This is a genomic window from Actinoallomurus sp. NBC_01490 (assembly GCF_036227085.1).
In the GTDB taxonomy this organism is placed as follows: domain Bacteria; phylum Actinomycetota; class Actinomycetes; order Streptosporangiales; family Streptosporangiaceae; genus Actinoallomurus; species Actinoallomurus oryzae.
The window spans coordinates 1,423,142-1,449,815 of record NZ_CP109433.1 but is presented as its reverse complement, the minus strand read 5'-3'; the positions used below and the strand labels follow the sequence as shown (position 1 = coordinate 1,449,815).

The following is a 26,674-nucleotide window of genomic DNA, read 5'->3' as shown; positions in this document are numbered from 1 at the left end:
CGCTCGCTTCCGCACGGCGCCTCCAGGCGCCTCCAGCGAAACCGGCCCCGGGCGCGGGGCCCGGGGCCGGTTTTGTTCGCTCAGCGGCGTCGTGTCACTGCTTGCGCGGGTCACCGTGGCAGCGCTTGAACTTCTTGCCCGAGCCGCAGGGGCACGGGTCGTTGCGCGAGACGTCGGCGTAGACGTCGTCGGTCTCATCGGTGTGGGTCTCGACGCCGCCCTCACCGTCGACCGTCGGCGCGCTGTAGCTCAAACTCTGCGGCCGACCGCCCTCGTCGAGGCCCTTGGCGACGATCTCCGGGACGTCGTCTTCCTCCTCCTCGGCCGTGTCGGCGACCTCGACCGGGGCCTCGCCGACACCCGCCACGGCGGGCTGCTGCTCCTCCTCGGCGATCTCCACCTCGAGGTTGAACAGGTAGCCGACCGACTCCTCCTTGATGCCCTCCAGCATCGCGGTGAACATGTCGTAACCCTCGCGCTGGTACTCGACCAGCGGGTCGCGCTGGGCCATCGCCCGCAGGCCGATGCCCTCCTGGAGGTAGTCCATCTCGTAGAGGTGCTCGCGCCACTTGCGGTCGAGGACCGACAGGACGACGCGCCGCTCCAGCTCGCGCAGGACCTCGCCGCCGAGCTCCTCCTCGCGCTTGGTGTACGCCTCCTGGGCGTCCTCGGTGATCTTCTCGGTGAGCAGCTCGGCGGTCAGGCCGGACTGGCCGCCCTCCTCCTCGACCAGGTCGTCGGAGCTGATCGAGATCGGGTAGAGCTGCTTGAACGCCTTCCACAGCTTGTCGAGGTCCCACTCCTCCGGGAAGCCCTCGGCGGTGGCCGCCGTGACATAGCCCGCGACGACCTCGTCGATCATGTGGACGATCTGCTCGTGCAGGTCGGCGCCCTCAAGGACCTTACGGCGCTCGCCGTAGATGACCTTGCGCTGGCGGTTGAGGACCTCGTCGTACTTGAGGACGTTCTTGCGGATCTCGAAGTTCTGCTGCTCCACCTGGTGCTGGGCGGACCGGATGGCGTTCGAGACGATCTTCGACTCGATCGGCACGTCGTCCGGGATGTTGAGGCGGGTCATGATCGCCTCGACGCGGGCGGAGTTGAACAGCCGCATCAGGTCGTCTTCGAGCGAGAGGTAGAACCGCGACTCGCCCGGGTCGCCCTGCCGACCGGAACGGCCGCGCAGCTGGTTGTCGATGCGCCGCGACTCGTGGCGTTCGGTGGCGAGGACGTACAGGCCGCCGAGCTCGGTGACCTCCTCGTGCTCCTCCTTGACCGCCTGCTTGGCCTTCTCGATCGCCTCCGGCCAGGCCTTCTCGTACTCCTCCGGGGTCTCCAGCGGGGACAGGCCCTGCGCGTGGAGCGCCTGGTCGGCGATGTGGTCAGGGTTGCCGCCGAGCATGATGTCGGTGCCACGACCGGCCATGTTGGTGGCGACCGTGACGGCGCCCTTGCGGCCCGCCTCGGCGACGATCAGCGCCTCTTTCTCGTGGTACTTGGCGTTCAGCACCTCGTGCGCGACACCGCGCCGCTTGAGCATCCGCGAGAGCTTTTCGGACTTTTCCACCGAGGTCGTGCCGACCAGGACCGGCTGGCCCTTGTCGTGCTTCTCCTTGATGTCCTCGACCACGGCCTCGAACTTGGCCTGCTCGGTCTTGTAGACGACGTCGGGGACGTCCTTGCGGATCATCGGCTTGTTCGTCGGGATCGGGATGACCCCGAGCTTGTAGATCTTGTTGAACTCGGCCGCCTCGGTCTGGGCGGTACCGGTCATGCCGCCGAGCTTGTCGTAGAGACGGAAGAAGTTCTGCAGGGTGATCGTGGCGAGCGTCTGGTTCTCGTCCTTGATCGCCACGCCTTCCTTGGCCTCGATGGCCTGGTGCATGCCCTCGTTGTAACGACGGCCGTGCAGGATGCGCCCGGTGAACTCGTCGACGATCAGGACCTCGCCCGCGTTGACGATGTAGTCCTTGTCCTTCTTGTACAGCTCCTTGGCCTTCAGCGCGTTGTTCAGGAAGCTGACCAGCGGCGTGTTGACCGAGTCGTACAGGTTGTCGATGCCGAGCCAGTCCTCGACCTTCTCGACGCCGGACTCCAGGATGCCGACCGTGCGCTTCTTCTCGTCGACCTGGTAGTCGCCGTCCTCGCCCTCGGGCCCGTCGGTGGCGCGCTTGAGCCGCGGCACGATCTTGGCGAACTCGACGTACCACCGGGAGTTCTGCTCGGCGGGGCCGGAGATGATGAGCGGGGTACGCGCCTCGTCGATGAGGATGGAGTCGACCTCGTCCACGATCGCGAAGTTGTGGCCGCGCTGGACGCACTCATCCAGGCTCCAGGCCATGTTGTCGCGCAGGTAGTCGAAGCCGAACTCGTTGTTGGTGCCGTACGTGACGTCGGCGGCGTACGCCTTGCGGCGGTCCTCCGGCGTCATGTCGGCCAGGATCACGCCGACCTCGAGGCCGAGGAACTGGTGGACACGGCCCATCCACTCGGCGTCGCGCTTGGCGAGGTAGTCGTTGACCGTGACAACGTGCACGCCGTCGCCGGCGAGGGCGTTGAGGTACGCGGGGAGGACACAGGTCAGGGTCTTGCCCTCACCGGTGCGCATCTCCGCTATGTTGCCCATGTGCAACGCGGCCCCGCCCATGATCTGCACGTCGAAGTGGCGCTGGCCCAAAGTCCGCTTGGCGGCCTCTCGGGCCGTGGCGAACGCCTCGGGAAGCAGATCGTCAAGGGTCTCGCCGTCGGCGAGACGCTCCTTGTAGGTGTCGGTGAGCGCACGCAACTCCGCGTCGCTCATGTCGACGAAGTCTTCCTCGATGGAGTTGACCTGGTCGGCGATCCGCTTGAGCTTACGCAGAACTTTGCCTTCGCCGGCGCGAAGGATCTTGTCGATGACTACTGGCACTCTCGGGAGCTCCTCGCAGCGTTCGTGGTATCGCCGGGGGTCGTGTCGGAGGCGCGCGTACACGACCCGTACGGTGTCATCGTAGGCGAGTCCAACCGTACAGCGGGACAACCGTCACTATCACGAGACCGGTGATGCCCGCGACCGGGTCAGGGTTCGCCATGATCGTGCCAAGCGATCGTGTAAAAAACTGGAGCAGCGGGCGCGTGACCGGTCGTCCGCACCGAACGAAAGCGCGCGACCCGCGGGGAGGGATGAATGGCCCAGAACTCACACGCCGGCCGTGCCAGCTCATGGCTGGCGGTCGTCGTGATCTGGATCGGATTCGGCGTGGGGGGCGTCGCGCTGGTGCCGCACCCGAAGTGGTGGCTGTTCTGGGTCGGCGTCGGGATCGTCGTGGTCGGCGGGCTGATCGCCGCGGCCGTGCACATCTTCGACGACGTCATCATGGACGGTCCTCGCCAGGCGCCCGAAGAACGACACCACTCCGAGCTCGCCGGCGCCCGTGGCGAGGTGGGTGGGCCGGGAACGGCCACCGACCCGGCCACGACCAGGCCGCACGGCTGATCTTCCTCACGTTCCTGTCGGTGGTGGTCCGTAACATCGGGCCATGCCTCCCGTAGAGCTCACCCCCGAGCAGGCACGCCGGATTCAACTTCGCGCCCAAGGTCTCCTCGGGCGTGTCGCGAGCACACATCGAGGCGGTGGCCTGCGCGGCGACCCCGGTGCCCGGCGTGCCCTCGGCACGCTCCGTCATCTCGGGGCGGTGCAGCTCGACACCATCTCGGTTCTGGCGCGCTCTCATGAGCTGGTCGCCTACGCGCGCCTGGGCGCCGTCGGCCGCTCCAGCGTCGAGCGCGCCTACTGGAACGGCACGGCCGCCTTCGAATACTGGTCGCACGCCGCGTGCGTGCTGCCGATCGAGGACTGGCCGCTGTACGCCTTCCGGCGCCGCGACTACCAGCGGAAGGGCCGTCACTGGCACCGCACGCCCGAGCAGGCGTGCAAGGAGGTGCTGGAGCGCCTCCGCTCCGACGGCCCGCTGACGGCGACGGGTCTCGGCGGCGCGAAGAAGGGCGGCGAGTGGTTCGACCGTACGGACCACAAGATCGCCGCGGAATACCTCCTGGCGACCGGTGAGGTGGTCTGCACCCGGCGGGTCGGCTGGCGCCGCGTGTACGACCTGGCGGAGCGGGCGATCCCGGCGGAGCTGCGCGAGCAGGACCTGTCGGACGATGAGTGCGTCACCACGCTCGTCGCCCGTGCGGGCCGCGCCCTGGGGGTCGCGACGCGGGCGGACCTGGCCGACTACGTCCGGGTCCGGGGCGAACAGGTCGACGGGGTGATCGAGGCGACCGGCCTGGTTCCGGTGGAGGTCCGTGGCTGGAGCACCGCCTGGGCCCATCCGGAGGCCCTGGCCGAGGTGCCGCGTGGCCGCCACCGCACGACGCTGCTCTCGCCGTTCGACTCGCTGGTGTGGGATCGCAAGCGCACCCAGCGGATGTTCGCCTTCGACCACCGCCTGGAGGCGTACGTCCCGAAGGCGAAGCGCGTGCACGGCTACTTCACGATGCCCGTGCTGGCCGGCGGGCGCCTGATCGGCCGGGTCGACCCGGCGCGTGAGGGCACGACGCTGATCGCCCGCAAGGCCTCCGTGGAGCCGGCGGCGGCGAACACCCCGGGCAAGGCCGAACGCGCGGTCGCCCACCTGGCCCAGGCGCTGCGCGAGGCGGCGGAATGGGTGGGCTGCGACGCGGTCCGCGTCGAACGCATCGACCCGCCGGCCCTCGCCGCACCGCTGACCGCCGCCCTGAATTAGGGCGGGGGCTCTCAGCCGGGGTCAGCTGATTTCGAGCAGCTTCTCCCGTACCGCGTACACGACGGCCTCCATCCGGGAATGGAGCTGGAGTTTCTCCAGGATGTTCCGGATGTGGTTTTTGACGGTGTTCTCCGAAATGAACAACTCTTTGGCGATCTCGCGGTTGCCGAGACCCCGCGCGACCAGGCGCAAAACCTCCATCTCGCGGTCGGTCAGCTTCGGCGCGGGCACCTGCTGCTGGCGCTCGTCGCCGCGCTTGGCCATGGCCGCGAACTCGGTGATCAGCTTCGAGGCCATCGACGGACTGATGAACGACTGGCCGTCGTGCACCGCGCGCACGACGTCGGCGACCTCGTCGATCGAGACGTCCTTCAGCAGGTAGCCGGTGGCGCCCGCCTTGATCGCCTCGAAGAGGTCCTCCTCCTCGTCGCTGATGGTCAGCATCACGATCTTGACGCTGGGCACCTGGTCCTTGATGGCCGTGCACGCCTCGATGCCGCCGCGACGCGGCATCCGGATGTCCATGAGCACGACGTCCGGAACGAGGTCACCCACCTGTTCCACGGCCTCCTCGCCGTCGCCGCACTGGCCGACGACCTCGACGCCGTCCTCGTCGTCGAGGACCATCTCGAGGCCGCGGCGGAACAGCGCGTGATCGTCGACGATGAGGACGCGGATGGGGTCACCGGCCGCGGGGTCACGAGTCTGCGGAGCCTCGCTCAACTCCTCCTCCAAACGGTGCGCCGGCCCATGGGGATCGTGGGCGTCTTCGCGGGGGTGAGACATATACGACCGTGTGGTCCCAGGCGGTCCCTCGCCGGAACCGCCTGGGACCAGATTGGTCGAGGTGGTGGCGCCGCGCAAGCGCGGCGTCACTCCTCGATAAGACGGATCACTCCATAATCCCAGCCCCGTCGCCGGTAAACGACACTCGGACGGCCGCTCTCCTTGTCACGGAAGAGATAGAAATCGTGGCCGACCAGTTCCATCTCGAATAGTGCCTGGTCAATGGTCATTGGGTCCGCTTTGTGCGCCTTTTCGCGCAGAACGACCGGACCGTCGCCCTCCATCGCGATCGGCACGATGCCCTCGGGCTCGGGCGGGGCGTACGCATCGCTCTCCGGCGTGCGCGCGGGCTCCTCGGCACGGGCCGGCGGCTGTTCGGATGCGATCGGGGGGAGCACGTCGGTCTCCGGCGCGAGCGCGTCGGCGAGCCTGGCACGGCCGTGGGTGCCGTGGTGGACCTTGCGGCGGTCGCACGCGCGGCGCAGGCGGTTCTCCAGCTTGCCGAGGGCCATGTCGAGAGCGGCGTAGCGGTCGTCCGCGGCGGCCTCGGCCCTGATCACGGGGCCACGGGAGACGATGGTGAGCTCGATCCGCTCACGGGTGTCGGACTGGCGGGGGTTGTGCTCTTCGGAGACCTCCACGTCGACCCGGATGACCTTGGGATCCAGCTTCTCCACCTTGGCGAGTTTGGTGTCCACATGACGACGGAACCGATCGTTGACGTCCGTGTGACGCCCCTTCACGATGATGTCCATAGGGGACCCCCCTCCTCCCGGTATTCAAGAGCACCCGGCACGGGGCAGCCGGGCTCGACACTCCTTGTCCTCCATACGTCGGTTGCCGTGACGTAGAGGAAACACCCGCCCGGCCGACCTGGTCTTCGTCCCCACATCCGCCTGCTGAGGGTCTCGCAGCGCTCTCGCCACTACTGCCCTTCTCCCGGTCCGGAGGACATCTGATCCCCCGGCGGGGCAGGTCTTACCTCTAAGCCGCACCGTGATCGGTCGACGAGAAGTCGCCTTACGTGGGCCGTTTCGCCTGCGGCTGGCATCGGCTTGCCGGGCCGGTTGAGACTCGGCGCAACCACGGACCCGGGCGGGTGTCATGTCAGGAACGCTAACCCCTTACGCCATGAATGTCAGGTGGGGACCCCGAGAAAAACCACGGATAGTCATCGGCGCCCGGGGTTTCGGGCGGGCGGCGCGGCCCGCCACGCCTTACGGGGACGGCGGTACGGCCGCCCGGCGGCCCACCGTCGCCACCTGCGCGATGCCCCGAGACGGCGTGAGCCGATCTCGCTCGCCGCGAACACCCGGTCGCCCACCGTGTCCGCCGCCCGTGCGGCGGACAGGCGATAAGCCGCTACCGCTGGTAGCCGCATCCGACGAGATGGCCGCGCGCCCGGCTTCGGCGTGTCGCCGCGCGCCCTCCCCCCGCCGCCCGCGAGGCACGGAGTTTTCCACAGGGTGTGGACGGGGCTGGTGTCTCATCAGCCGGCCCGGCAGGCTCAACAGACATGAGGCTTCTCGCAGCAGCTCTTGACCTGCTCCTTCCCCAGCCGTGCGCGGGCTGCGGCGAGCCCGGCGGCCTTCTGTGCCGCGCCTGCGAAGACCATCTCGCCGGTCCCGCCCGGCTGTGCCTGCCAAGCCCCCTCCCCGTGGGCCTGCCGCCGCCCTTCGCCGTCGCGCCGTACGCCGGCCCGGTCCGCCGACTGATCATCGCGCACAAAGAGCACGGCTTGTCCGGCCTGGCGCGGCCTCTGGGCGCCGCTCTGGCACGCGCCGCGACGACGGCCGCCGATCCCGGCGGGCCGCTTCTCCTCGTCCCTGTGCCCTCCTCAAGGGCGTCCGTACGGCGCCGGGGCCACGACCCGACCCTGCGCATCGCCGAGGAGGCGGCGAGACAGGCCACAAGCGGGGCCGCAGGGCGGGCAGCGAGACGGACGGCACGCGAAACGCGCGACACCCGCCCTGCGGATGGGGCGAGGGCCGTGTGCGTGCGGGCGCTGCGCCATCGGCGCCGCGTGGCCGACCAGGCCGGCCTGACCGCCGCGGATCGCGTCCTCAACCTCGTTGGTGCCATGGAGTCCCATGTGGCCCTTCGAGGCCGGCGAGTGATCGTCGTAGACGACGTGGTCACCACGGGCGCGACCCTCGCCGAAGCGGCCCGTGCCCTGCGCGCCGCCGGTGCCGACGTACAGGCGAGCGCCGTGATCGCGGCCACGCGACGCCGCTCACGAGGAGAGGGGCACTCGCCGGGATGGCCCGACGGCCCAGGAGGGCAGGAGAGCACACAGGCCGGGCGCGGCCGGGCGGCGACCGCTCAGGGGGGCACGTGTCAGCCGGGGTAGGCGGGGGCGGAGGTGCGGTCGTAGCACTTCCATTCGCCGTACTTGTCGCTGAGCCAGCACACGTTGTCCAGGGGCTGGGGGCTCGCCACATGCTGGGCGACGAGCAGCGGGGCACCCGGGTAGGCGGCCACCGCCTTCATGTCGCCGCCCGGGCCCATGATCGGCTGGATGGCGCCTCCGCCGACCGGCACGTCGTAGAGCAGGGGCGACGGGTTGCTGTCGGTCGCGCCGATGACCGCCAGGTGGTCGGCGTCGCGCCAGGTCAGATCCACGGCCGCCGACAGGTCGGAGTTGATCGCGATGAAGCCCTCCGCCTGCAGGCCGCCCGTCGGCGCCGGGTCGACGCGGCCCAGCTGCACCTGGGAGACCTGGCCCATCTGCACGATCGCGGCGGCGCGCGTGCCGTCGCGCGAGATGCGCAGGCCACGGACCGGGTACGGCGCGAGGGTCCAGCCGTCGACGGCGATCTTCGTCGTGCCGGGGGTGATCTCCCACAGGCGGGAGCCCCGGGAGTTCGACTCGACCGCCCAGACGTTTCCGTGCAGGTCCCACGACGGCTTGCAGAACCGGCCGCCCGCGAGCTTGGCGTGCAGCACGACCCGGGTCGCGCCCGTCGTCATGTCCGTCACCGTCACCGTGTCGCCGGACTTGCTCACGGCGGCGACCTGCCGTGCGTCGTAGGAGATCGCCGGGCGGGACACGCGCAGCTTGGGCAGCAGCACCTGGGGCACGGAGGAGTCGAGGCGGGCCAGCCGTCCGTCGGCGGTGCGCACCCAGCCTCGCGGCGCGTCACCCTGGCCGTCGGGGTCATAACCGGCCCAGACGCTCGCCGGCTGCACCGTCCCGCCGGCGCCGGGCACCTCCACGGGCTTGCCCTCGATCTCCAGCTTGAGCTGGTCGACCTCGCGCAGCTGCCGCAACGTCCACATCAGCTGGATCGACATGTTGCGCAGGTCGCCCGAGCGCGCCTGGCGACTCAGGTCGACCGTCGCCAGGCCTCCGGAGATGTCCAGCCGCCGCAGCTGGGTGCCGTCGGGAAAAAAGGTGCGGACGGCGGCGCCCCGCAGCCACGTCGTCGGGCCGCCGAGCAGCTGCTTCACGAGCTGCTGCGACAGCCACGCCCGGTTGACCATCGGGATGAACACCGGGTTCGGCACCAGAACCTTGACCTGGCGGTCGGGCGAGAAGAAGTACAGGTCGAGCGTGCGGAAGGCGCGGTTCACGTCGTTGCGGCTGAGCAGCAGCTCCTGCGGCAGCCAGCTGATCCGCCACTGCTTCTGCGCGTCCTGGCGGAGCTGGTACGTCACCTTCAGGCGGTGCGAGTCGGCGATGTACTGCCCGTCCGAGCCGATCTTGCCGAGCTGGTCGACCTCCACGGTCACCGACGCGCGGGCGCCGCCGATCTGCACCGACGTCTGTTCGATCCGGTCGTAGACCACCGTGGAGATGCCGGGCTGCCAGCATCCGCCGCAGGCGAGGTACTCCCGGGCCACCTTGTGGTCGCCGTTCGGGCCGTCGAAGCTGCCCGACGCGGCCTGGAAGGCTGTGATGATCTTGCCGGGGTCCCAGTCGCGGCCGGGGCCGACCGGGATGACGCGGACGTACGGATCGTCGATCGGCTGCCGGTGACCCGTCACCCGGCCGCCGACCACCTGGCTTCCCGAGGGAACGCTCGCGCATCCCGTGACCGCGAACAGCACGAGCGTCACCAGCGCGAGCCCTCGCCTCATGCGTCGGCTTCCAGTTTGAGTTCGGCGTACGGGGCGCGCCGGAGCTCGATCTCCGGCGGGACGAGCGGCAGCGGCGACCCGCGCAGCTCGGCCCCTGCCACCCGCGGCAGCGACAGCCGGAACTGCGACCCCTGGTCGGGCTCGCCCCACGCCTGGAGCCAGCCACCGTGCAGGCGGGCGTCCTCCTTGGAGATCGACAGGCCCAGGCCGGTGCCACCGGTGGTGCGGGCGCGGGCGGGGTCGGCGCGCCAGAAGCGGTCGAAGACCAGGTGGGCCTCCCCCGGCCGCAGGCCGCATCCGTGGTCACGGACCGCGATGGCCACCGCGTCGCGGTCGGCCGCCACGCTCACCACGATGTCCTTGCCCTCACCGTGCTCGACCGCGTTGACCAGCAGGTTGCGCAGGATCCGCTCGACGCGGCGGCGGTCGACCTCGGCCATGGTCGCCTCGCCCGGGAGCTGCTGGATGATCTTGCTGCCCTTGCGTTCGGCGAGGCCCTCGGTGTCGCCGACCGCGCGCAGCACCAGCTCGCGCACGTCGATCGACTCGGCGTCGAGCGTGGCGGCGCCCGCCTCGTACCGGCTGATCTCCAGCAGGTCGGTCAGCAGGCCCTCGAAGCGTTCGAGCTGGCTCTGCAGCAGCTCGGCCGACCGCGACGTCAGCGGGTCGAACTCCTCGCGTGCCTCATAGAGCACGTCGGCGGCGATCCGGATCGTCGTCAGCGGTGTCCGCAGCTCGTGGGAGACGTCCGAGACGAACTGGCGCTGGACCTTCGACAGCTCCTCGAGCTGGACGATCTTCTCCTGGAGGTTCGCGGCCATGTCGTTGAACGAGGTCGCGAGCCGCGCGAGGTCGTCCTCGCCGCCGACCTTCATGCGTTCTTCGAGCCGCCCGGCGGCCAGGCGTTCGGCCGACTGGGCGGCGAGGCGCACGGGGATGACGACCTGGCGGGTCACCAGGGAGGCGATCGCCGCGAGCAGCAGCATCAGGGCCGCGCCGACGCCGAACAGCGTGCGCTGCACGACCACGAGGCTCTGCCGCTCCTGGGTCAGCGGGAACAGGTAGTAGATCTGGTAGGCGTTGACCTTGGCGCCGACGATCAGTCCGGCCGCCGAGGTGCCGTCGTCGTAGCTCAGCCGGCCGTACGTGCGGTACGGCGTGCTGGCCGGCGCCCGCTCGACCTGGAGCCGCAGGCGGACGGGCACGCTGCCGGGCTTGATCGAGTTGCTGGAGAAGCCGTTGATGCCCGGGTCGCGGTCGTCGATGAGGATGACCTCGTACAGGCCCGCCGTGCCGCTGCGGCGTGCGAGCGTGGTCACCACGTTGTTGAGCGTCTCCGGGTCGCTGGGCCCGGTGGCGAGCTGCCCCTGGGCGATGCCCACGCCGTCGTCGAGCTGGAGCAGCGCGGCGCGTTCCTTCGCCTCGAGCAGGGCGTTGGTGATCTGCTGCATCAGGAACACCCCGAGCACGGCAACGACGATCGCCGAGACGACCAGCGTCGTCGTGACCACCCGCACGCGGATCGAGCGCCGCCAGCGCGCGTGCGTCGCGCCCAGCGCGGCCCGGGCGAGACGGCGGATCACGCGCAGGCCGCGGCGGGCCGACGTCTTCAGGGGGATCCGCACGGCCGGACTAGGCCGGGCCGGCCTTGTAGCCGACGCCGCGTACGGTGACGACGATCTCCGGATGCTCCGGGTCTTTCTCGATCTTGGCCCGGAGCCGCTGGACGTGGACGTTGACGAGCCGGGTGTCGGCCGCGTGACGGTAGCCCCAGACCTGTTCGAGCAGGACCTCGCGGGTGAAGACCTGGCGCGGCTTGCGGGCGAGCGCCACCAGCAGGTCGAACTCCAGCGGTGTGAGCGGGATGTGCCGGTCGCCCCGCTTGACCGAGTGACCGGCCACGTCGATCGCGATGTCGCCGATCTGCAGCAGCTCGGGCGTCGGGTCGTCGGTACGGCGGAGCCGGGCGCGGACGCGCGCCACCAGCTCCTTGGGCTTGAACGGCTTGACGATATAGTCGTCGGCGCCCGATTCGAGGCCCAGAACGACATCGACCGTGTCGCTCTTGGCGGTCAGCATCACGATCGGCACCCCGGCCTCGGCCCGGATCTGGCGGCACACGTCGATGCCGTCGATGCCGGGAAGCATGAGGTCGAGCAGCACGAGATCGGGACGGGTCTCCCGGAACGCCTCGAGCGCCTTGTCACCGTCGTGCACGAATGACGGCTCAAAGCCCTCTCCCCGAAGCACGATGCCGAGCATCTCGGCCAGAGCCAGGTCGTCATCGACGACCAGCACGCGTCCTTTCATGTACCCTCATCGCCGGAGTTGTAAGAGGTGGGTCCCCCCAAGCAGGCCAAGGTTACCTCTGATCCCCCATATGGCGACCCCTCGCGCGGTGACGATCGCCATTACCGGCTCTCCCGACCTGGTGGGGATTGGTCGCTGTCGGACGGCTCCACTGCGGGTCTTTCGGGGGGATCGATCCGGCGCAGTGGTTCCGCATCCCTATTTTGCCCCATTGATACCTGATTTCAGGGAGTCCTCTCACGCGATCACGCGGCCCTCTTCAGCGTGGCAGGATGGCCCGTATCGACAGGGGACACCCCGTATCGACAGGGGACAGTACGGAGGGGGCAGCGTGACCGACCCGCGGGCCTGGGGGACACCGGGCTCCGGCGCGCCTCCGTCCGACGGGGCCCGGACGACACCGGGCGCCGACACGCCTCCGTCCGACGAGGCCCGCGCGACACCGGGCGCCGATACACCTCCGTCCGACGGGGTCTGGGCGACGCCGGGCGCCGACAGGCCCCCGTCCGACCGGCCCGTATCCCCCGCGCCCGAGCCGGCCGCCGACGAGCCCGAGCTGGAGACCGAGATCCCGCTGCGCCCGCTCGGCGTCTCGGAGATCCTCGACGGAGCGGTCACCTACATCCGCCGCAACCCCCGCGCCACGCTGGGCATGTCCGCGGCGATGACGACCGTCGTCGAGGTCGTCGTCACGCTCGCCCAGTACTTCCTCATCGGCTCGCAGGCCCGTACCGAGATCACACCGGGCGCCGTGGAAAAGTCGGTGGGCTGGGCGTTCGTCATCTCCGCCGGCAGCCTGCTCCTCACCGCGTACGTCGTGCTGCTGCTCTCCGGGCTGCTCGCGCCGGTCATGGCGCGGACGCTGCTGGGCCGCCCGACCTCGCTCGTCCACGCCTGGCGCGCCGTACGGCCCTGCCTGGGGCGCCTGTTCGGCGCGGCCACGGCGGTCCTCGTCGCGGTGTTCCTGGCGCTGGCGATCCCGCTCACCCCGATGATCGCCGCGGTGGCGGTCGACGCTCCCGTCGGCGTCCAGGCCGTCACCTGGATCCTCGGCGCACCGCTCGCCTTCGTGGCGATGGTGATGGCGTACATCTGGCTCGCCTTCAGCACGCCCATCCTCGTGATGGAGCGCCGTGGGGTGATCGCCTCGCTGCGCCGGTCCGCGGAGATGGTGCGCGGGCGCTGGTGGCGCACGTTCGGCGTCCTGTTCCTCGCCCTGGTGATCACGGTGCTGGCCGAGTTCGTCGTCATTCCGGGGCCGTTCACCGTCGTCGTGGAGATCGTGGCGAACGTCCATCCCAATCCGAGCGGCGGGCTCCTGGTCGCCCTGCTGGCCGTGAGCGCGGTCGGCCGCATCGTCGCCGGCACGCTGGTCAACCCGTTCAACGCCGGAGTGATCGCCATCGTGTACGCCGACCGCCGCATGCGGCGTGAGGCGTTCGACCTGGAGCTGCAGATGCGACCGCCGGACGACCCGCTCGCCGCGTGGCTGCCCGGACCGCTCACCGCCGCGGGCTCCGGCCCACAGCCGAAGGTACGGCGTACCGCCGTCCCGTGGACGGCGCCCGCGCCGCCTCCGCCTCCCCCACCGGGATGGCCACGGTGATCTTCAACGCCCCCGCACCGCCCGTCGGCCGCGACGCGGCGCGCGAGCTCGCCCGCCGCGAGCTGCAGAAGCCGATCTACCAGCGTGACAAGCCGTCGTTCCTCGACCGGATCCTGAACAAGATCAATGACTGGCTGAACAGCCTGTTCGGCCATACGCCGGGCGAGCACGCCGGCGGCGGCTGGGGCTGGACGGCGCTGGTCGTGCTGGTGGTGCTGCTGATCCTCGTGGCCGCCGCCGTGTGGTGGCGCCTCGGCAACGTGCGCCGCAGCGCGGCCGAACGCACGAGCCTGCTCGACGACGCGCACACGACCGCCGAGGACCACCGCACCGCCGCCGAACGCCACGCGGCGGCCGGCGAGTGGCCCGAGGCCATCCGCGAACGCCTGCGCGCCATCGCTCGCGACCTCGAAGAACGCGTCATCGTCGAACCCCGCCCCGGCCGTACCGCCGACGAGCTGGCGGCGGAGGCGGGCGCCGCGCTGCCCGACCACGCCGAGGAGCTCGCCGCCGGCGTACGTATCTTCGACGACGTCTGGTACGGCGGGCGCGAGGGCGACGCCGAGGCGTACGGACGCCTCACCGAGCTCGACCGGCGCCTGCGGGCCGCGCGCCCGGCCCCGCTCGTCTCCGGGGGGACCACGTGACCGCGGTCCAGGCGGCGCCCCCGGCCGCGCCCGAGACCGCACGCCAGGTCGCGCGCCGGCGCTGGCGCCGCTCGCGCGGCGTCCTCATCGTTCTGCTGGCGCTGGCCGTCATCGGCGTGGTGCTCGCCGCGCTGCGGCCGACGGTCCGCGCGGATTACCTCGACCCCGAGTCGCCGGGGCAGCAGGGCACCCGCGCGCTGGTCGAGATCACCCGGCAGCACGGCACCCCGGTGACCGTGGCGCGCAGCGTGTCCGCGGCGGCCGGCGCGCTGAGCACCAACCCCGACACGCTCCTGGTGATCGCGCGGTCGGACCGGCTGACCTCCACCGACCTGGCCACCCTGCGCGCCCTGCCCGGCGACCGGCTGCTGCTGGAGCCGACCGGCGACACGCTGGACGAGCTCGCCCCCGGCGTCGAGCCCGACGGCGTCACCTCCGGCACGATCTCCCCCGGCTGCTCGCTGCCCGCCGCGGCGAACGCCGGCTCGATCGGCCTCATCGGCGGCCAGGTCTACCGGGCCCCCGCCGGTGCGACGAAGTGCTACATCGGGGACGGGCGGCCGGGCCTGGTCCAGCTGCCGGTGAACGGCGCGAACGTCACGGTGTTCGGTTCCGGCGAGCCGTTCACCAACGAGCGCCTCACCGACGACGGCGACGCCGCGCTCGGCATGAACCTCCTCGGCTCCCGCTCGAACGTCGTCTGGCTGCTGCCGTCCCCGCCGCCGCCCGGCGCCGGCGGGCAGAAGTCGTTCACCGAGCTGGTCCCGTTCGGCGTGAAGCTCGCGGTGCTGCAGGCGGTGATCGCGGTGGTGCTGGTCGCGCTGTGGCGGGCGCGCCGGCTGGGCCCGGTGGTGGTCGAGCCGCTGCCCGTGGTGGTGCGCTCGGCGGAGGCGGTCGAGGGACGCGCCCGGCTGTACCGCTCGCGCGGGGCCGGTGACCGCGCGGCCTTGGCGCTCCGCGCCGGGGCGCTCGAACGCCTCACCGCCCTACTCGGCATGCCGAAGAGCGCCGCCTCCGACCCGGCCATGGCGAACGAGATCATCGCCGGCATCGCGGCGCACACGGGAGAGCCGCACGCCGCCATCGGCGCGGCGCTGTACGGTCCTCCACCAATGGACGACGTCGAGTTGGTCCGGCTCTCCGGCTACCTCGACGAACTCGAAAGGCAGGTTCGCAGCGCGTGACGGAACAGGGATCTGACATCTACGGCGTCGAGCCGTCGGACGACGTTCCGGCGCAGGACACCCGGGCCGCGCTGATGGCGCTGCGCGGTGAGGTCGCCAAGGCCGTCGTCGGGCAGGACGCCGTGGTGACCGGCCTGGTCATCGCCCTGCTGTGCCGCGGGCACGTGCTCCTCGAAGGCGTGCCGGGCGTCGCCAAGACACTGCTCATCCGCACTCTGGCGCAGGCGCTGAGGCTCGACTTCAAGCGCGTGCAGTTCACCCCCGACCTGATGCCGGGCGACGTCACGGGCTCGCTCGTGTACGACAACCGGACCTCGGAGTTCGAGTTCCGCGAGGGGCCGGTCTTCACCAATCTCCTGCTCGCCGACGAGATCAACCGCACGCCGCCCAAGACCCAGGCGTCGCTGCTGGAGTCGATGGAGGAGCGGCAGGTGTCGGTGGAGGGCGTGCCGCGCCCGCTGCCCGACCCGTTCGTGGTGTGCGCCACGCAGAACCCGATCGAGTACGAGGGCACCTATCCGCTGCCCGAGGCGCAGCTCGACCGGTTCCTGCTGAAGCTGACCGTGCCGGTGCCCTCGCGGGAGGAGGAGATCGCCGTACTCCAGCGGCACGCCTCCGGGTTCGACCCGCGCGACCTGGACGCGGCCGGGATCAAGCCGGTCGCCGGGCCGGCCGACCTGGCGGCCGGACGCGACGCCGTACGCCGCATCCGGGTCGACCCGAAGGTCAGCGGTTACGTCGTCGACCTGTGCCGGGCCACGCGGCAGTCGCCCTCTCTCCAGCTCGGCGTCTCCCCCCGTGGCGCGACCGCGCTGCTCGCGACGGCGCGGGCGTGGGCGTGGCTGTCGGGCCGCGACTACGTGCGCCCGGACGACGTGAAGGCCCTCGCCCGGCCGACGCTCCGCCACCGCGTGCAGCTGCGGCCCGAGGCCGAGCTGGAGGGCGCGACGACCGACGGCGTGCTCGACGGCGTGCTCACCACCGTCCCCGCGCCCCGTTGAGGAGCGCGGCATGGCGCTGACCGGCCGTACCGGTCTCCTGGCGCTGCTCGGCGCGGCGGTGATGGTCATCGTGCCGAGCTGGTGGACGCTGCTCCTGGTGAACGCCCTGATCGTGGCCCTGATCGCGGCCGACCTGGCGCTGGCGGGCAACGTTCGCGCGCTCGGCCTGCACCGCTCCGGTGACACGAACGTCCGGCTCGGCGAGGAGGCCTCGGTCTCCCTCATCGTGGAGAACCCCGGTACCCGACGGCTGCGCGCCGAGGTACGCGACGCCTGGCCGCCCAGCGCCGGCGCGACGCCGCGCTCGGCCCGCCTGTCGGTGCCGCCGGGCGAGCGCCGCCGTCTCGACATGCGCCTCGTCCCCACGCGCCGGGGCGACCGCCGGGCCGTCTCGGTGACGATCCGCTCGTACGGGCCGCTGCGGCTGGCGGCCCGCCAGCTCTCCCGGCAGGCGCCCTGGACCGTACGCGTCCTGCCGGCCTTCCCCTCGCGGCGGCACCTGCCGGCCAAGCTCTCCCGCCTGCGGGAGCTGACCGGCCAGCACGTCGCGCTCATCCGCGGGCAGGGCACGGAGTTCGACTCGCTGCGGGAGTACGTGGACGGCGACGACGTACGGTCCATCGACTGGCGGGCGACGGCGCGGCGGAGCGACGTCGTGGTCCGCACGTGGCGGCCCGAACGCGACCGCCGCATCTACCTCGTCCTGGACACCGGCCGTACGGCCGCGGGCCGGGTCGGCGACATCCCGCGGCTCGACTGCTCGATGGACGCCGCCCTGCTGCTCGGCGCGCTCGCCTCGCGGGCGGGCGACCGGGTGGACCTGCTGGCCTACGACCGGCAGGTCCGCGCCCGGGTGGAGGGCAGCACGCGCACGAACCTGCTGCCCGCGATGGTCCGCGCCATGGCGCCGCTGGAGCCGGAGCTCATCGAGGCGGACGCCGCGGGCATGGTCTCGACGCTGCTGGCCCGCGTACGGCAGCGCTGCCTCGTGGTGCTGCTGACCGACCTCAACGCGGCGGCTATGGAGGAAGGCCTGCTGCCGCTGCTGCCCCAGCTCACCGCCAAGCACCTGGTGATGGTCGCCGCGGTGAGCGACCCGCGGGTGAGCGAGATGGCCGCGGCCCGCGGCGACGCGAGCGCGGTGTACGACGCCGCCGCCGCCGAACGCGCCCGCGCCGACCGCAGCCGCGTGACGGCGGAGCTGCGCAAGTACGGCGTGGAGGTCGTCGACGCCCCACCGGAGGAGATCGCCCCGGCCCTGGCCGACGCGTACCTGTCCCTGAAGGCCGCCGGCCGCCTCTGACCGGCCCCTCGGCCAAGGGCCACGGTGGTCACGTGGTCGGTGACCGGCGCCAGGCAGGTTCCACTACTGCACGCGTCCGGTGGCCGTGAGCCCCCTCGTACGCTCAGCAGTGTTGGAACGCCCAATCCCCGGACGCCGTCAGGCGGCGACGGGGGCGGCGTCGGGGACGGCTTCCATGTCGCCGATGTCGCCCTCGCGTGTGGCGCGGCGGCCGAAGACGATCACGTATGTCAGGAAGGCGGCCTCGGCGACCACGCCGATGGCGATGCGCAGCCACGTGGTGTTCACGTGACCCGTCACGAAGCCCTCGATCGCGCCCGACACCGCCAGCACGATGATCAGCCCCACGGCGATGCTCGTCGCCGCGCGGCCCTCTTCGGCCAGGGCGTGGCTGCGGCGGCGGTGGCCCGGGTCGATGATCGTCCAGCCGAGGCGCAGGCCCGCCGCGGCGGCGAGGTACACGGCCGTGAGTTCCAGCATGCCGTGCGGCAGGATCAGGCCGAAGAAGATCGCGCCCTTGCCGTGGGCGAACATCAGGCCGGCCGAGACGCCGAGGTTCAGCTGGTTGGCCCACAGGGCGAAGATCGTTGGAATGCCGAGCAGGATGCCGAAGATCAGCGCCTGGGCCGAGACCCACACGTTGTTCACCCACACGTGGAAGGCGAACGCGCCCGCCGCGTGGTCGGTGTAGTAGTTCGCGAAGTCGTGGTCGACGAGTTCGCGGATCTGCGCCGGTGACAGCAGTGACGCCTGCACGTCCGGGTTGCGGGCCACCCAGATGGCGATGACCACCGACACGATGTTGGAGATGACCGCCGCACCGAGCCACCACCACCGCACCCGGTACGCGGTGGCCGGGAAGGAGACCGTGAGGAAGCGGGCGACGTCGCGCCACATCGGCGCGTGCGCGCCGGTCACCGCCGCGCGGCCCCGGGCCACCAGCGACGACAGGCGGCCGACCAGCGCGGGCTCCGGCGAGCTGGAGCGTACGACCGACAGGTGGGTCGCGGCCCGCTGGTACAGCTCGACCAGCTCGTCGATCTCCGCGCCGCTCAGCTTCCTCGAGCCCCGGTTGACCAGTTGCTCCAGGCGCCGCCACTCGGCGTTGTGCGCGGCCACGAAAGCATCGACGTCCACAAACGGGCAGACTACTCTCAAAGACTCTTGGGGATTCCCCACCAGTCTCTCAAAGACTCCCGACCGGAGGGCGCGTGCCGATCGAACTGGTGACCGGCGAGGCCGTCGCACTCGACATCCGGGTGGCGCGGCTGGCCAGTCGCGCCCTGGCCCTGTTCGTCGACATACTGCTGCAGATCTTCATTCTCTACATCTGCTTCATCTTCGTCGGCCTGTCGGCGACGGTGCTCGACTCGGCCGTGACGGCGGGGCTGGCGATCGTGTTCATGGTGGGCGTGCTCGTGGGCTATCCGACGATCACAGAGACGCTGACGCGCGGGCGCACTCTGGGCAAGCTCGCGGTCGGGTTGCGGGTCGTCGGCGACGACGGTGGCCCTGAGCGGTTCCGGCAGGCCCTCGTGCGCGCGCTGGCCGGGTTCCTGGAGATCTGGTCGCTGCTCGGCTCGCCCGCGCTCATCACGTCGCTGCTCAACCAGCGCGGCAAGCGGCTCGGCGACCTGTTCGCGGGCACGATCGTCATTCAGGACCGGGTGCCGGTCAACGTCTTCCTCGGGCCGGTCGCCATGATGCCGCCGCCGCTCGCGCCGTGGGCCCGGTCGCTGGAGCTCGCCATGCTGCCGGACAACGTGGCGATGGCCGCACGGCAGTACCTCACCCGCTTCTGGGAGCTGGCGCCCCGCGTCCGCGACGCGATGGGCGACCGGCTCATGGCGGAGATCCTGCGTTACGTCAGCCCGCCACCGCCTCCGGGCTTCCGGCCGGAGATCTACCTGTCGGCGGTCCTGGCCGAACGCCGGCGCCGGGAGGAGATCCGGCTCGCCGAACGCGCCGCCCGGCGCTACGCGATCAACCGCCGCGGGGTGCCGATCGGGCCCCAGGCGATGATCCCGGTGGGCGGGCCCCCGCCACCGCCGCCCTCGTACGGCCCGGGCCCGGCGCCGGGTCCCGAGTGGCTCGGCGCGGTCCCCGGCGCGGCGCCGCGGTTCCTGCCGCCCGGGCAGTGGGTCAGGTGAAGTTCGGCGGATCGTCCAGGCCGGTCAGCTCGATCCCGGAGGCGGCCACGACGACGTCCCCGGCGAGGTGGCACTCCGAGATCTCCCCGGTCTCCAGATCGGTGATCTCATAGCGTTCGACCGGCAGCCGCGCCTCGTCGGCCTCGTGCCAGGTGATCTCGGTGAGCGCCCAGCGCTGCGGCACCGTACGGACCGCGAGCGCGGGCTCGGTGAGCACCAGGAGGCGCACGTCGGCTCGCTCGCCCTCGGCCAGGCCGAGCGAGCGGGCGACGGCGACGAGCAGCCCCGGAGACTCACCGACGAACCCGGCGGCACGCGCCGACCTCTCCCGCCCTCCGGTGACCCACAGCAGTTCGGCCCCTGCCGCGCCGCCGCGCAGCACGTGCTCGCCGGAGGTCACCTGGAGCCGGGCGGGCCGCCAGCGCCCGTCGGCGATCAGCTCGACGGCGCCGCCGTCGGAGCGCTCGGCGGTGTAGCGCCAGCCCCCTCCGTCCGGAGCGCAGGAGAACCTCTCCTCGACCTGCGAGTCATGAACGTACGTCCCGCGCGGCATGGCTTCAATCTATGGGCAGCGTCCGTACGGCGCGTTCCTGGGCGTCGGCGAGCTCGTCACCGTGCTCGTTCACCCAGCGCGCGAGCGCCCTCATCGGGCCCTCGACCAGGCTCTGTCCGAGGGCGGTCAGGCCGTACTCGACGCGCGGCGGGGCCTCGGCATAGGTGTGGCGTTCTGTCAGGCCGTTGGCGGACAGGCGGTGCAACGTCTCGGTCAGGACCTTGTCGCTGATGCCGCCGATCGCGGCCCGCAACTCGCGGCGTCGGCGCTGCCCGCCCTGCAGGGCCGCCAGGACGACGGGGTCCCATGTATGGGCGAACAGATCGGTGGCCGCCCGCAGGCGGCAGTCGGCGATCAGCTCGTAGCAGTGGGCTTCGCTCATCTCACTCACCATCGTCGCGCACGCGATACGCACCGATCGGTGCGTGGCGCCTTTCCTACTGTGGCCGCCCGAGGTCCGGAAACAGGAAGGGAACGACGATGCGGATCGGAATCCTGGGGACGGGAACCCTCGCCGCGGCACTGGGCGAGGGCTGGGCACGGGCGGGACACGAGATCGTGGTCGGCGGGCGGTCGTACGCCAGGGCGCGGGAGCTCGCCGACCGGGTGGGCCGGGGCGTACGCGCGGCCGAGCCGCGGGAGGTGGTCACCGGGCGGGACGCGGTGCTGCTCGCCGTGACGTGGGACGGCGTCGAGGACATGCTGCGCGCGGCGGGCGCCGGCGGCGGCTCGCTGGCGGGTACACCGCTCATCGATCCCACGAACCCCGTCGAGCACGGCGTCGGCGTGCTCCTCACCGGCCACGACGGCTCGATGGCGGAGCGGATCGCCGGGCTGGCGCCGGGGGCGCACGTCGTCAAGGCCTTCCATCTCTTCCCCTCCGGCCAGTGGACGAGACCGGGCGAAGCGGCCGTCACCGTGGCGATGTGCGGCGACGACCCCGCGGCGCTGGAGGTCGTCGGTGAGCTCGTACGCGCGGTCGGCGGCGCACCGGCCGTGCTGGGGCCGCTGGACCGCGCCCGCCAGCTCGAGGAGGTCGCGGGGTTCGTCATCGGTCTTGCCTTCGCCGGCCACGACCCGGGCTCCGCCGTACCGCATGTGCCCTCGCCCGGCGAATCTCTCAGCCATCCGGACGGAGTCCGGTGATGGTGCCGGAACGCTGTGCGGGATCGGTGGAGGCGCGGATGACCAGTTCCGGGGTGAGGCGTTTGGAGGGGGCGGGTTGGCCGGCGAGTACTTGGAGGAGGAGTTCGAGGGAGTGGGCGCCCATGGTGTGCATGGGGGAGCGGACGCTGGTGAGGGGGATGGGGAGTTGGGCGGCGAGTGGGGTGTCGTTGTAGCCGGCGATGGCGATGTCGTGGCCGGGGCGCAGGTTCTGGTCGCGGAGGGCGCCGAGTGCGCCGATGGCGGCGAAGTCGTTGACGGCGAAGATCGCGGTGGGGCGGGTGTGGGTGTGGGTGTGGAGGAGGTGGTCGGTGGCGGTGCGTCCGCCGGTGGCGTCGAAGTGGGAGTGGATGATGTGTGAGGGGGGGACGTTGATGCCGGCTTGGTGGTAGCGGTCGCAGAAGCCGGTGGTGCGGTCGATGCCGGTGCTGGCGAAGGGTTCGCCGGCGATGACGGCGACTCGGGTGTGGCCGAGTTGGAGGAAGTGTTCGGCGACCAGTCGGCCGCCTTGGTAGTCGTCGCAGGTGATGGCGGGGTGGTCGCCGGCGTGGCGGTTGACCAGGACGAAGGGGATTTGCTGGGCGGCGAGTTCGTCGAGGAAGGCGGCGTCGGTGTGGGCGTCGCCGAAGATGAGTCCGTCGACGCGGCGGGACAGTGCCAGTTCGGTGCGTTCGCGTTGTTTGGTGGGCTGGTCGTGGCTGTTCATCACGAAGGTGGTCTTGCCGTGGCGGGCGGCGGCGTCCTCGATGCCTTCGTAGACGGTGGCCAGGACGAAGTCGGTGAGGTGGGGGACCAGTACGCCGATCTGGTCGCTGCGGCGGGTGCGCAGGCTGGTGGCGTGGGGGTTGGGGCGGTAGTTCAGCCGGGCGGCCCACTGGCGGATGTGTTCGGCGGTCTGCCGGGACGCGGCCCGCTGGGCCTGTTCGGGTGATCCGTTGAGTACCCGGGACACCGTCGAGACATCGACCCCGGCCGACTGCGCGATCGCACGCAGCGTCGCATGCCGTTGCCCTGGTGAGGTCATCGCGTGCCCGCCTTCTCGTATCGAGGGGTCGTGCTGCCGAGGGGTGGTCGCCTGCCGGTCGCCCAGACGGCCAGCGCGCAGGCCGCGAATCCGGCCCCGAGGAGACTGGAACCCGCCCAGCCGCGGGCGGCGAAGACGGCGGTGGTCAGGGCCGCGCCGAGGGCGGAGCCGAGCGAGTAGAAGACCATGTAGCCGCCGATGACGCCGCTGGTGCGATCCGGATGCGCGGCGGTGAGCACATGCTGGTTGCTCACGTGCACGACCTGGACCGCGAAGTCGAGAACGACGATTCCGACGATGAGGAGCCACAGTGACCACGGCAACTGTGCGATCGCCGCCCACGAGAGGATGAGCAGGGTGAGCGCGAGACCGCTGACCGGGGCCGCCCGTCCCGCATCCGCCCACCGTCCCGCGCGCGCCGCGCCGAGCGCGCCGGCGAGTCCGACGATGCCGAACAGTCCGATCCGGCTCTCGCTCAGCCGCCATGGCGTGTCCGCCAGCGGCAGGGACAGTCCGCTCCACAGGGTTCCGAACGATGCGAACAAGAAGAACGCGATGAGCCCGCGCGTCAGGAAGACGCGCTGCCCGAAAAGTCCGCCGAGTGAGGCCAGGGCCCGCCGGTACCCCGCGGGCCGGCGAGGGCGCTCCTCCGGCGGCAGTACGCCGAGGACGAGGGCCGCGAGCCCGAGTGACAGCACCGCGAGAACGGCATAGACGCTCCGCCACCCCCACAGCTCGGCGAGCATGCCGGTGACGACCCGCGCGCCCAGGATGCCGACCACGACGCCCGAGGTCACCGCACCGATGTTCCGTCCGCGTTCGGCCGGCGGCGAGACCGACGCGGCGTAGGCCACCGTGGTCTGCACCACGACCGCGAACACCCCGGCCGCCGCGAGCCCCACGAACGCCGCCCATGCGGCTGACGCCGTGGCCGTCAGGAGCGCGCCCACCGCGACGAGCGTCAGGTGCACGGCGATGAGCCGGCGCCTGTCGACCACATCGCCGAGCGGCACCAGCAGCACCAGCCCCGCCAGGTAGCCGAACTGGCCGGTCGCGACGATCCACCCGGTGAGTTCCGGCGGCACGCCGAGATCGCGTCCCATCGGCTCCAGAATCGGCTGCGCGGCGTAGATGCTCGCCACGGCGACGCCACATACCAGCGCGAGCAGCGACCGCCGCCACACGTCCATCGCACTCCAATCCAATCAGTAGCAGATTGCAACCGATTTGACCGTACGGCATGATGGTTTCAATCCGCAACCGATCGGGAGGTGTCATGCCGCGCACCACCATGTGCGTTCCGGACCCCGGCTGGACCGACCCCGACTGCCCCGTCGCGCGTACGCTCGACCTCGTCGGCGACAGGTGGAGCCTTCTCGTCATCCGTGACGCCATGGACGGGGCACGATCGTTCACCGAGTTCCAGCGACGCACCGGCATCGCTCGCAACATCCTGAGCGACCGCCTCCGCAAGCTCACCGCTCACGGGGTCTTCGCGCAGCGCACCGCACCGTCGGGCCGCCGCCAGGAGTACGTGCTCACCGACGCGGGCCGCGACCTCTTCCCCGTCATCGTCACCCTGCGGCAGTGGGGAGAACGCCATGCCTTCGCCCCCGGCGAGATCCACTCCACACTCGTGGACCGGCACGGCGCCCCTGTGCCGGAGATCGCGCCGACCGGCGCCGACGGCACCCTCCTCGACGCCGACACCGCCCACGTACGGAAGGTCCGGTAGAGAGCGAAGCCTCGGTGAGGACGTCGATGAGCAGGTGGCTTAGCGAATGCCTCGAAGCTCGTGCTCCCAATCGGCTTTGGTCAGCGCGTACTCGACCACGCCGTGCTCGGAGCCTTCGACGGCGTCCAGTCCGTCGCGATGGAAGGTACGCGCGAGTGTCAGACCGGCCTTCTCCATCACGCGCCGGGAGCCGAGATTGACCGCCATTGTCTCGGCGACCACTCGTTCCACCCCCAACTCGATGAAACCCTTGCGGATCAGCGCGCGCGACCCCTCTGTGGCGTAACCCTTGCCCCAGGCCGACCTGCGTAGCCGATAGCCGAGCTCGATCTCGCCGTCCCGTGGTCCGGTCTTGCGCGGCCGGAAGTGGAACCAGCCCAGAAACCGTCCGGTGACCTTCTCCTGCACCGCCCAGAATCCGAGACCTTCGAACCGCTCGTAGTAGTCGAGAAATCGCAGGATCTGGCCGCGGATCTCTTCGCGGGGAGTCGGCTTGCCGCCGTTGAGGAAACGCATGACCTCAGGATCACTGTCGAGCTCGAGCAGGTTGTCCTCGTCGGCCTCGGTGAAGCGGCGTAGTGTCAGGCGATTGGTCTCCAGAAAGATCGACATCCCTCGATTATCTCCGTCTCCAGGCGGTTCGGCTGGTGGCGCCATGCGGACCGGGTGTGGTCGTCGACCTTGTTGCGGTGAGTGAATATTAGTCCTGTGGACAGAGGACGGACGGGGGTCCTGGATGGCTTCCTCGGCGAGCACCGCCGCGAGTTGTGGGCCTTCTGCTATCAGATGTTGGGCTCTCCGTTCGATGCTGAAGACGCCGTCCAAGATGTGCTTGAGCGGGTCTGGCGAGCGCGGGGCGACTTTGACGCCGAAGTAGGGAGCGTGACCGGATGGGTGTTTCGGATCGCTCGGAATGTCTGCGTGGATCGGCTTAGGAACGCGAGCCGCCGTACGCTGCCGCGCGATCTCAGCGATCCTGGATTCGAGGTGGGCGCCCCTCTGATCCCGCGGTTCGACACCCCGTGGCTGCAGCCGGCCCCGTCAAGCTGGTTGGGCGAGGATGGCACCGCCGATGCTGTGGTGCGGGGCAGCGACGTCCGGTTGGCGTTGACGGCTCTCCTGCAAGCGCTGCCAGCACAACAGCGCGCGGTCTTCATTCTGCGTGAGGTGCTGGGGTACTCCTCGGCTGACGCCGCCGCCGCACTCGACACCTCGGTACCCGCGATCAACTCCGCACTCCAGCGCGCTCGAGCTCGTCTCTCACAGACGCGACCGGATGGCTGCCCTGAGCAACGGAGCATCGAAGCCGCCCTGGTCGAGCAGTACGCCCGAGCCTTGGAAGCGGGGGACGCAGCGGCACTGGAGCGGCTGGTAACAACGGATGTCGTCTTCGAGATGCCGCCGGTTCTACAGTGGTTGCGCGGCCAGGTTCCGTACCGGGCATTCATGGAAGACCTCTTCCGTCGGCGTGGCCCCCGCCGGCAGACGCGTCTCATCTCGGCCAATCATCAACCAGGGCTGCTGCTCTATCACGTCACCGACGACGGTGTGCAGCCCAACACGCTCCATGTGCTCACGGGGGGAGCAGCCGGCCTGCTGTCCCACCTGCTCGTCTACCGGGACCCGAAGCTGTTCGCGCTCTTCGAGCAGTAGCGATGAGTTCGAGGCCTCTCATTCGTAGGTAGCGGTAACCGAATCAGGAGGGTTAGCGCTATGCGGAAAGTGATCGAGTACGTTCTGACCTCGGCGGACGGTGTCGTTGAAGACCCGGTGGGCATGGGAGTGGCCGAGTACCAGGATGATGCCTATCTGCGGGACGGTCTGGGCCTGTTGACGGCCTGCGACGCGATCCTGTTCGGGCGCCGCATCTACGAAGCATTCGCGGAACTGTACGACGGTCACACAGACCACAAGCCGATGTGGGCCGACCGACTCACGACGATCCCGAAATACGTGTTCAGCTCGACGCTTGAGAGGGCCGACTGGAACAACTCGACCATCGTCCGGGCCGATGCCGTCGCCGAGGTGGCCCGCCTCAAACAGCAAGACGGCGGGAACCTGCTACTTTTCGGCCACGGCCAGTTCGGGGAGACGCTTCTGCGAGAGCAGCTGATCGATGTCATCGACCTCACGGTCTACCCCTTTATCGCCGGGAGTGGGAAGCAATTCTTCCGGGAGGGGCAGGATGCCAAGCTGAGGCTCGCGGGCGTGAAGACCTTTTCGAAGATCGTCAAGCTGACCTACGAGATGCAGAGATGAGGCCCACGGGCCGGCCCTCGTGCTCTTCGACCGTACACCGCACCTGACCAGCCCGGACCTGCGCGGCGCGGACCTGGGGGGCGCGAGGAGTGGCCCCGGATGAGATCGCAAGCAAGCCCGCACCGACTCTGGGGTCATTCATCGC

General features: G+C 70.7%; 25 protein-coding genes. 13 read left to right on the top strand and 12 right to left on the bottom strand.

Annotated features, from left to right (window positions below; genetic code table 11):
• Nucleotides 1-94: 94 nt before the first annotated feature.
• Nucleotides 95-2,908, bottom strand: a complete 2,814-nt coding sequence (secA, locus tag OG417_RS07335) for a preprotein translocase subunit SecA (RefSeq protein ID WP_329251574.1) — start codon at nucleotides 2,906-2,908, stop codon at nucleotides 95-97.
• 258 nt (nucleotides 2,909-3,166) lie between these two features.
• Between secA and OG417_RS07330 the strand changes: the two genes are divergently transcribed.
• A complete protein-coding gene (locus OG417_RS07330) occupies nucleotides 3,167-3,475 on the top strand; it encodes an HGxxPAAW family protein (RefSeq protein ID WP_329251572.1) in 309 nt (102 codons plus the stop codon).
• A 43-nt stretch (nucleotides 3,476-3,518) separates the two neighbouring features.
• Nucleotides 3,519-4,727: a winged helix-turn-helix domain-containing protein gene (locus OG417_RS07325; protein WP_329251569.1), complete on the top strand. Its 1,209-nt coding sequence runs from the start codon at nucleotides 3,519-3,521 to the stop codon at nucleotides 4,725-4,727.
• A 21-nt stretch (nucleotides 4,728-4,748) separates the two neighbouring features.
• Here the strand turns inward: OG417_RS07325 and OG417_RS07320 are convergent, their stop codons facing one another.
• Both OG417_RS07320 and hpf read right to left on the bottom strand, forming a co-directional pair.
• Nucleotides 4,749-5,450, bottom strand: a complete 702-nt coding sequence (locus OG417_RS07320; protein ID WP_329251566.1) for a response regulator transcription factor — start codon at nucleotides 5,448-5,450, stop codon at nucleotides 4,749-4,751.
• A 149-nt stretch (nucleotides 5,451-5,599) separates the two neighbouring features.
• Nucleotides 5,600-6,268 (bottom strand): ribosome hibernation-promoting factor, HPF/YfiA family, encoded by a 669-nt coding sequence (gene hpf, locus OG417_RS07315; RefSeq protein WP_329251563.1) that lies wholly within the window; start codon nucleotides 6,266-6,268, stop codon nucleotides 5,600-5,602.
• A 761-nt stretch (nucleotides 6,269-7,029) separates the two neighbouring features.
• On the opposite strand from hpf, the gene OG417_RS07310 reads away from it, so the two are divergent.
• Complete coding sequence (locus tag OG417_RS07310; RefSeq protein ID WP_329251559.1) at nucleotides 7,030-7,863, top strand: ComF family protein; 834 nt, start codon at nucleotides 7,030-7,032, stop codon at nucleotides 7,861-7,863.
• Here OG417_RS07310 and OG417_RS07305 read toward each other — a convergent pair.
• The 3 genes from OG417_RS07305 to mtrA are packed head-to-tail and all read right to left on the bottom strand — an operon-like array spanning nucleotide 7,851 to nucleotide 11,903.
• The gene (locus OG417_RS07305) at nucleotides 7,851-9,593 is read right to left on the bottom strand and encodes an LpqB family beta-propeller domain-containing protein (RefSeq protein WP_329251556.1); all 1,743 of its coding nucleotides are present in this window, start codon (nucleotides 9,591-9,593) and stop codon (nucleotides 7,851-7,853) included. The two genes, OG417_RS07310 and OG417_RS07305, sit on opposite strands and share 13 nt — an antisense overlap.
• Nucleotides 9,590-11,218 carry an MtrAB system histidine kinase MtrB gene (gene mtrB, locus OG417_RS07300; RefSeq protein WP_442875663.1) on the bottom strand — a complete coding sequence of 543 codons (1,629 nt, stop codon included), beginning with the start codon at nucleotides 11,216-11,218 and terminating at the stop codon, nucleotides 9,590-9,592. The genes OG417_RS07305 and mtrB overlap by 4 nt, the downstream gene beginning before the upstream one ends.
• Nucleotides 11,219-11,225: 7 nt before the next feature.
• Nucleotides 11,226-11,903 carry an MtrAB system response regulator MtrA gene (mtrA, locus tag OG417_RS07295; RefSeq protein ID WP_285579099.1) on the bottom strand — a complete coding sequence of 226 codons (678 nt, stop codon included), beginning with the start codon at nucleotides 11,901-11,903 and terminating at the stop codon, nucleotides 11,226-11,228.
• Between the two features lie 331 nt (nucleotides 11,904-12,234).
• Between mtrA and OG417_RS07290 the strand changes: the two genes are divergently transcribed.
• From OG417_RS07290 to OG417_RS07270, 5 genes are all read left to right on the top strand, one after another.
• A complete protein-coding gene (locus OG417_RS07290) occupies nucleotides 12,235-13,509 on the top strand; it encodes a glycerophosphoryl diester phosphodiesterase membrane domain-containing protein (protein WP_329251553.1) in 1,275 nt (424 codons plus the stop codon).
• A complete protein-coding gene (locus tag OG417_RS07285) occupies nucleotides 13,458-14,156 on the top strand; it encodes a DUF4129 domain-containing protein (RefSeq protein WP_329251550.1) in 699 nt (232 codons plus the stop codon). Before OG417_RS07290 ends, OG417_RS07285 begins: the two co-directional genes overlap by 52 nt.
• Entirely contained in the window at nucleotides 14,153-15,340 is a 1,188-nt protein-coding gene (locus OG417_RS07280; RefSeq protein WP_329251546.1) for a DUF4350 domain-containing protein, read from the top strand. Before OG417_RS07285 ends, OG417_RS07280 begins: the two co-directional genes overlap by 4 nt.
• A gap of 74 nt (nucleotides 15,341-15,414) precedes the next feature.
• On the top strand, nucleotides 15,415-16,341 hold the full coding sequence (locus OG417_RS07275; RefSeq protein WP_329262163.1) for an AAA family ATPase: 927 nt from the start codon (nucleotides 15,415-15,417) through the stop codon (nucleotides 16,339-16,341).
• A 10-nt stretch (nucleotides 16,342-16,351) separates the two neighbouring features.
• Nucleotides 16,352-17,644: a DUF58 domain-containing protein gene (locus OG417_RS07270; protein WP_329251544.1), complete on the top strand. Its 1,293-nt coding sequence runs from the start codon at nucleotides 16,352-16,354 to the stop codon at nucleotides 17,642-17,644.
• A gap of 138 nt (nucleotides 17,645-17,782) precedes the next feature.
• Here OG417_RS07270 and OG417_RS07265 read toward each other — a convergent pair whose 3' ends face one another.
• Nucleotides 17,783-18,781, bottom strand: coding sequence for a stage II sporulation protein M (locus OG417_RS07265; RefSeq protein ID WP_329251541.1), 999 nt, complete (start codon nucleotides 18,779-18,781; stop codon nucleotides 17,783-17,785).
• 74 nt (nucleotides 18,782-18,855) lie between these two features.
• Here OG417_RS07265 and OG417_RS07260 point away from each other — a divergent pair, with 74 nt between their 5' ends.
• Complete coding sequence (locus OG417_RS07260) at nucleotides 18,856-19,794, top strand: RDD family protein (RefSeq protein ID WP_329251538.1); 939 nt, start codon at nucleotides 18,856-18,858, stop codon at nucleotides 19,792-19,794.
• On the opposite strand, the gene OG417_RS07255 is transcribed toward OG417_RS07260, so the two are convergent.
• Together OG417_RS07255 and OG417_RS07250 are read right to left on the bottom strand one after the other, a co-directional pair.
• Nucleotides 19,787-20,347: a hypothetical protein gene (locus OG417_RS07255; protein ID WP_329251535.1), complete on the bottom strand. Its 561-nt coding sequence runs from the start codon at nucleotides 20,345-20,347 to the stop codon at nucleotides 19,787-19,789. The genes OG417_RS07260 and OG417_RS07255 overlap by 8 nt on opposite strands.
• A gap of 4 nt (nucleotides 20,348-20,351) precedes the next feature.
• Nucleotides 20,352-20,729: a winged helix-turn-helix transcriptional regulator gene (locus OG417_RS07250; RefSeq protein WP_329251532.1), complete on the bottom strand. Its 378-nt coding sequence runs from the start codon at nucleotides 20,727-20,729 to the stop codon at nucleotides 20,352-20,354.
• A 98-nt stretch (nucleotides 20,730-20,827) separates the two neighbouring features.
• On the opposite strand from OG417_RS07250, the gene OG417_RS07245 reads away from it, so the two are divergent.
• The gene (locus OG417_RS07245; protein ID WP_329251530.1) at nucleotides 20,828-21,493 is read left to right on the top strand and encodes an NADPH-dependent F420 reductase; all 666 of its coding nucleotides are present in this window, start codon (nucleotides 20,828-20,830) and stop codon (nucleotides 21,491-21,493) included.
• Here the strand turns inward: OG417_RS07245 and OG417_RS07240 are convergent.
• Together OG417_RS07240 and OG417_RS07235 are read right to left on the bottom strand one after the other, a co-directional pair.
• Nucleotides 21,468-22,535 (bottom strand): LacI family DNA-binding transcriptional regulator, encoded by a 1,068-nt coding sequence (locus tag OG417_RS07240; protein WP_329251527.1) that lies wholly within the window; start codon nucleotides 22,533-22,535, stop codon nucleotides 21,468-21,470. The two genes, OG417_RS07245 and OG417_RS07240, sit on opposite strands and share 26 nt — an antisense overlap.
• Nucleotides 22,532-23,725: an MFS transporter gene (locus OG417_RS07235; RefSeq protein WP_329251525.1), complete on the bottom strand. Its 1,194-nt coding sequence runs from the start codon at nucleotides 23,723-23,725 to the stop codon at nucleotides 22,532-22,534. Before OG417_RS07235 ends, OG417_RS07240 begins: the two co-directional genes overlap by 4 nt.
• Before the next feature lie 86 nt (nucleotides 23,726-23,811).
• Here OG417_RS07235 and OG417_RS07230 point away from each other — a divergent pair, with 86 nt between their 5' ends.
• Nucleotides 23,812-24,270: a winged helix-turn-helix transcriptional regulator gene (locus tag OG417_RS07230; protein WP_329251522.1), complete on the top strand. Its 459-nt coding sequence runs from the start codon at nucleotides 23,812-23,814 to the stop codon at nucleotides 24,268-24,270.
• A gap of 39 nt (nucleotides 24,271-24,309) precedes the next feature.
• On the opposite strand, the gene OG417_RS07225 is transcribed toward OG417_RS07230, so the two are convergent.
• Nucleotides 24,310-24,882: a GNAT family N-acetyltransferase gene (locus tag OG417_RS07225; RefSeq protein ID WP_329251520.1), complete on the bottom strand. Its 573-nt coding sequence runs from the start codon at nucleotides 24,880-24,882 to the stop codon at nucleotides 24,310-24,312.
• A gap of 81 nt (nucleotides 24,883-24,963) precedes the next feature.
• On the opposite strand from OG417_RS07225, the gene OG417_RS07220 reads away from it, so the two are divergent.
• Both OG417_RS07220 and OG417_RS07215 read left to right on the top strand, forming a co-directional pair.
• Nucleotides 24,964-25,923, top strand: coding sequence for an RNA polymerase subunit sigma-70 (locus tag OG417_RS07220; RefSeq protein WP_329251517.1), 960 nt, complete (start codon nucleotides 24,964-24,966; stop codon nucleotides 25,921-25,923).
• Nucleotides 25,924-25,983: 60 nt separating this feature from the next.
• Nucleotides 25,984-26,529, top strand: coding sequence for a dihydrofolate reductase family protein (locus OG417_RS07215; protein ID WP_329251515.1), 546 nt, complete (start codon nucleotides 25,984-25,986; stop codon nucleotides 26,527-26,529).
• Nucleotides 26,530-26,674: the final 145 nt, after the last annotated feature.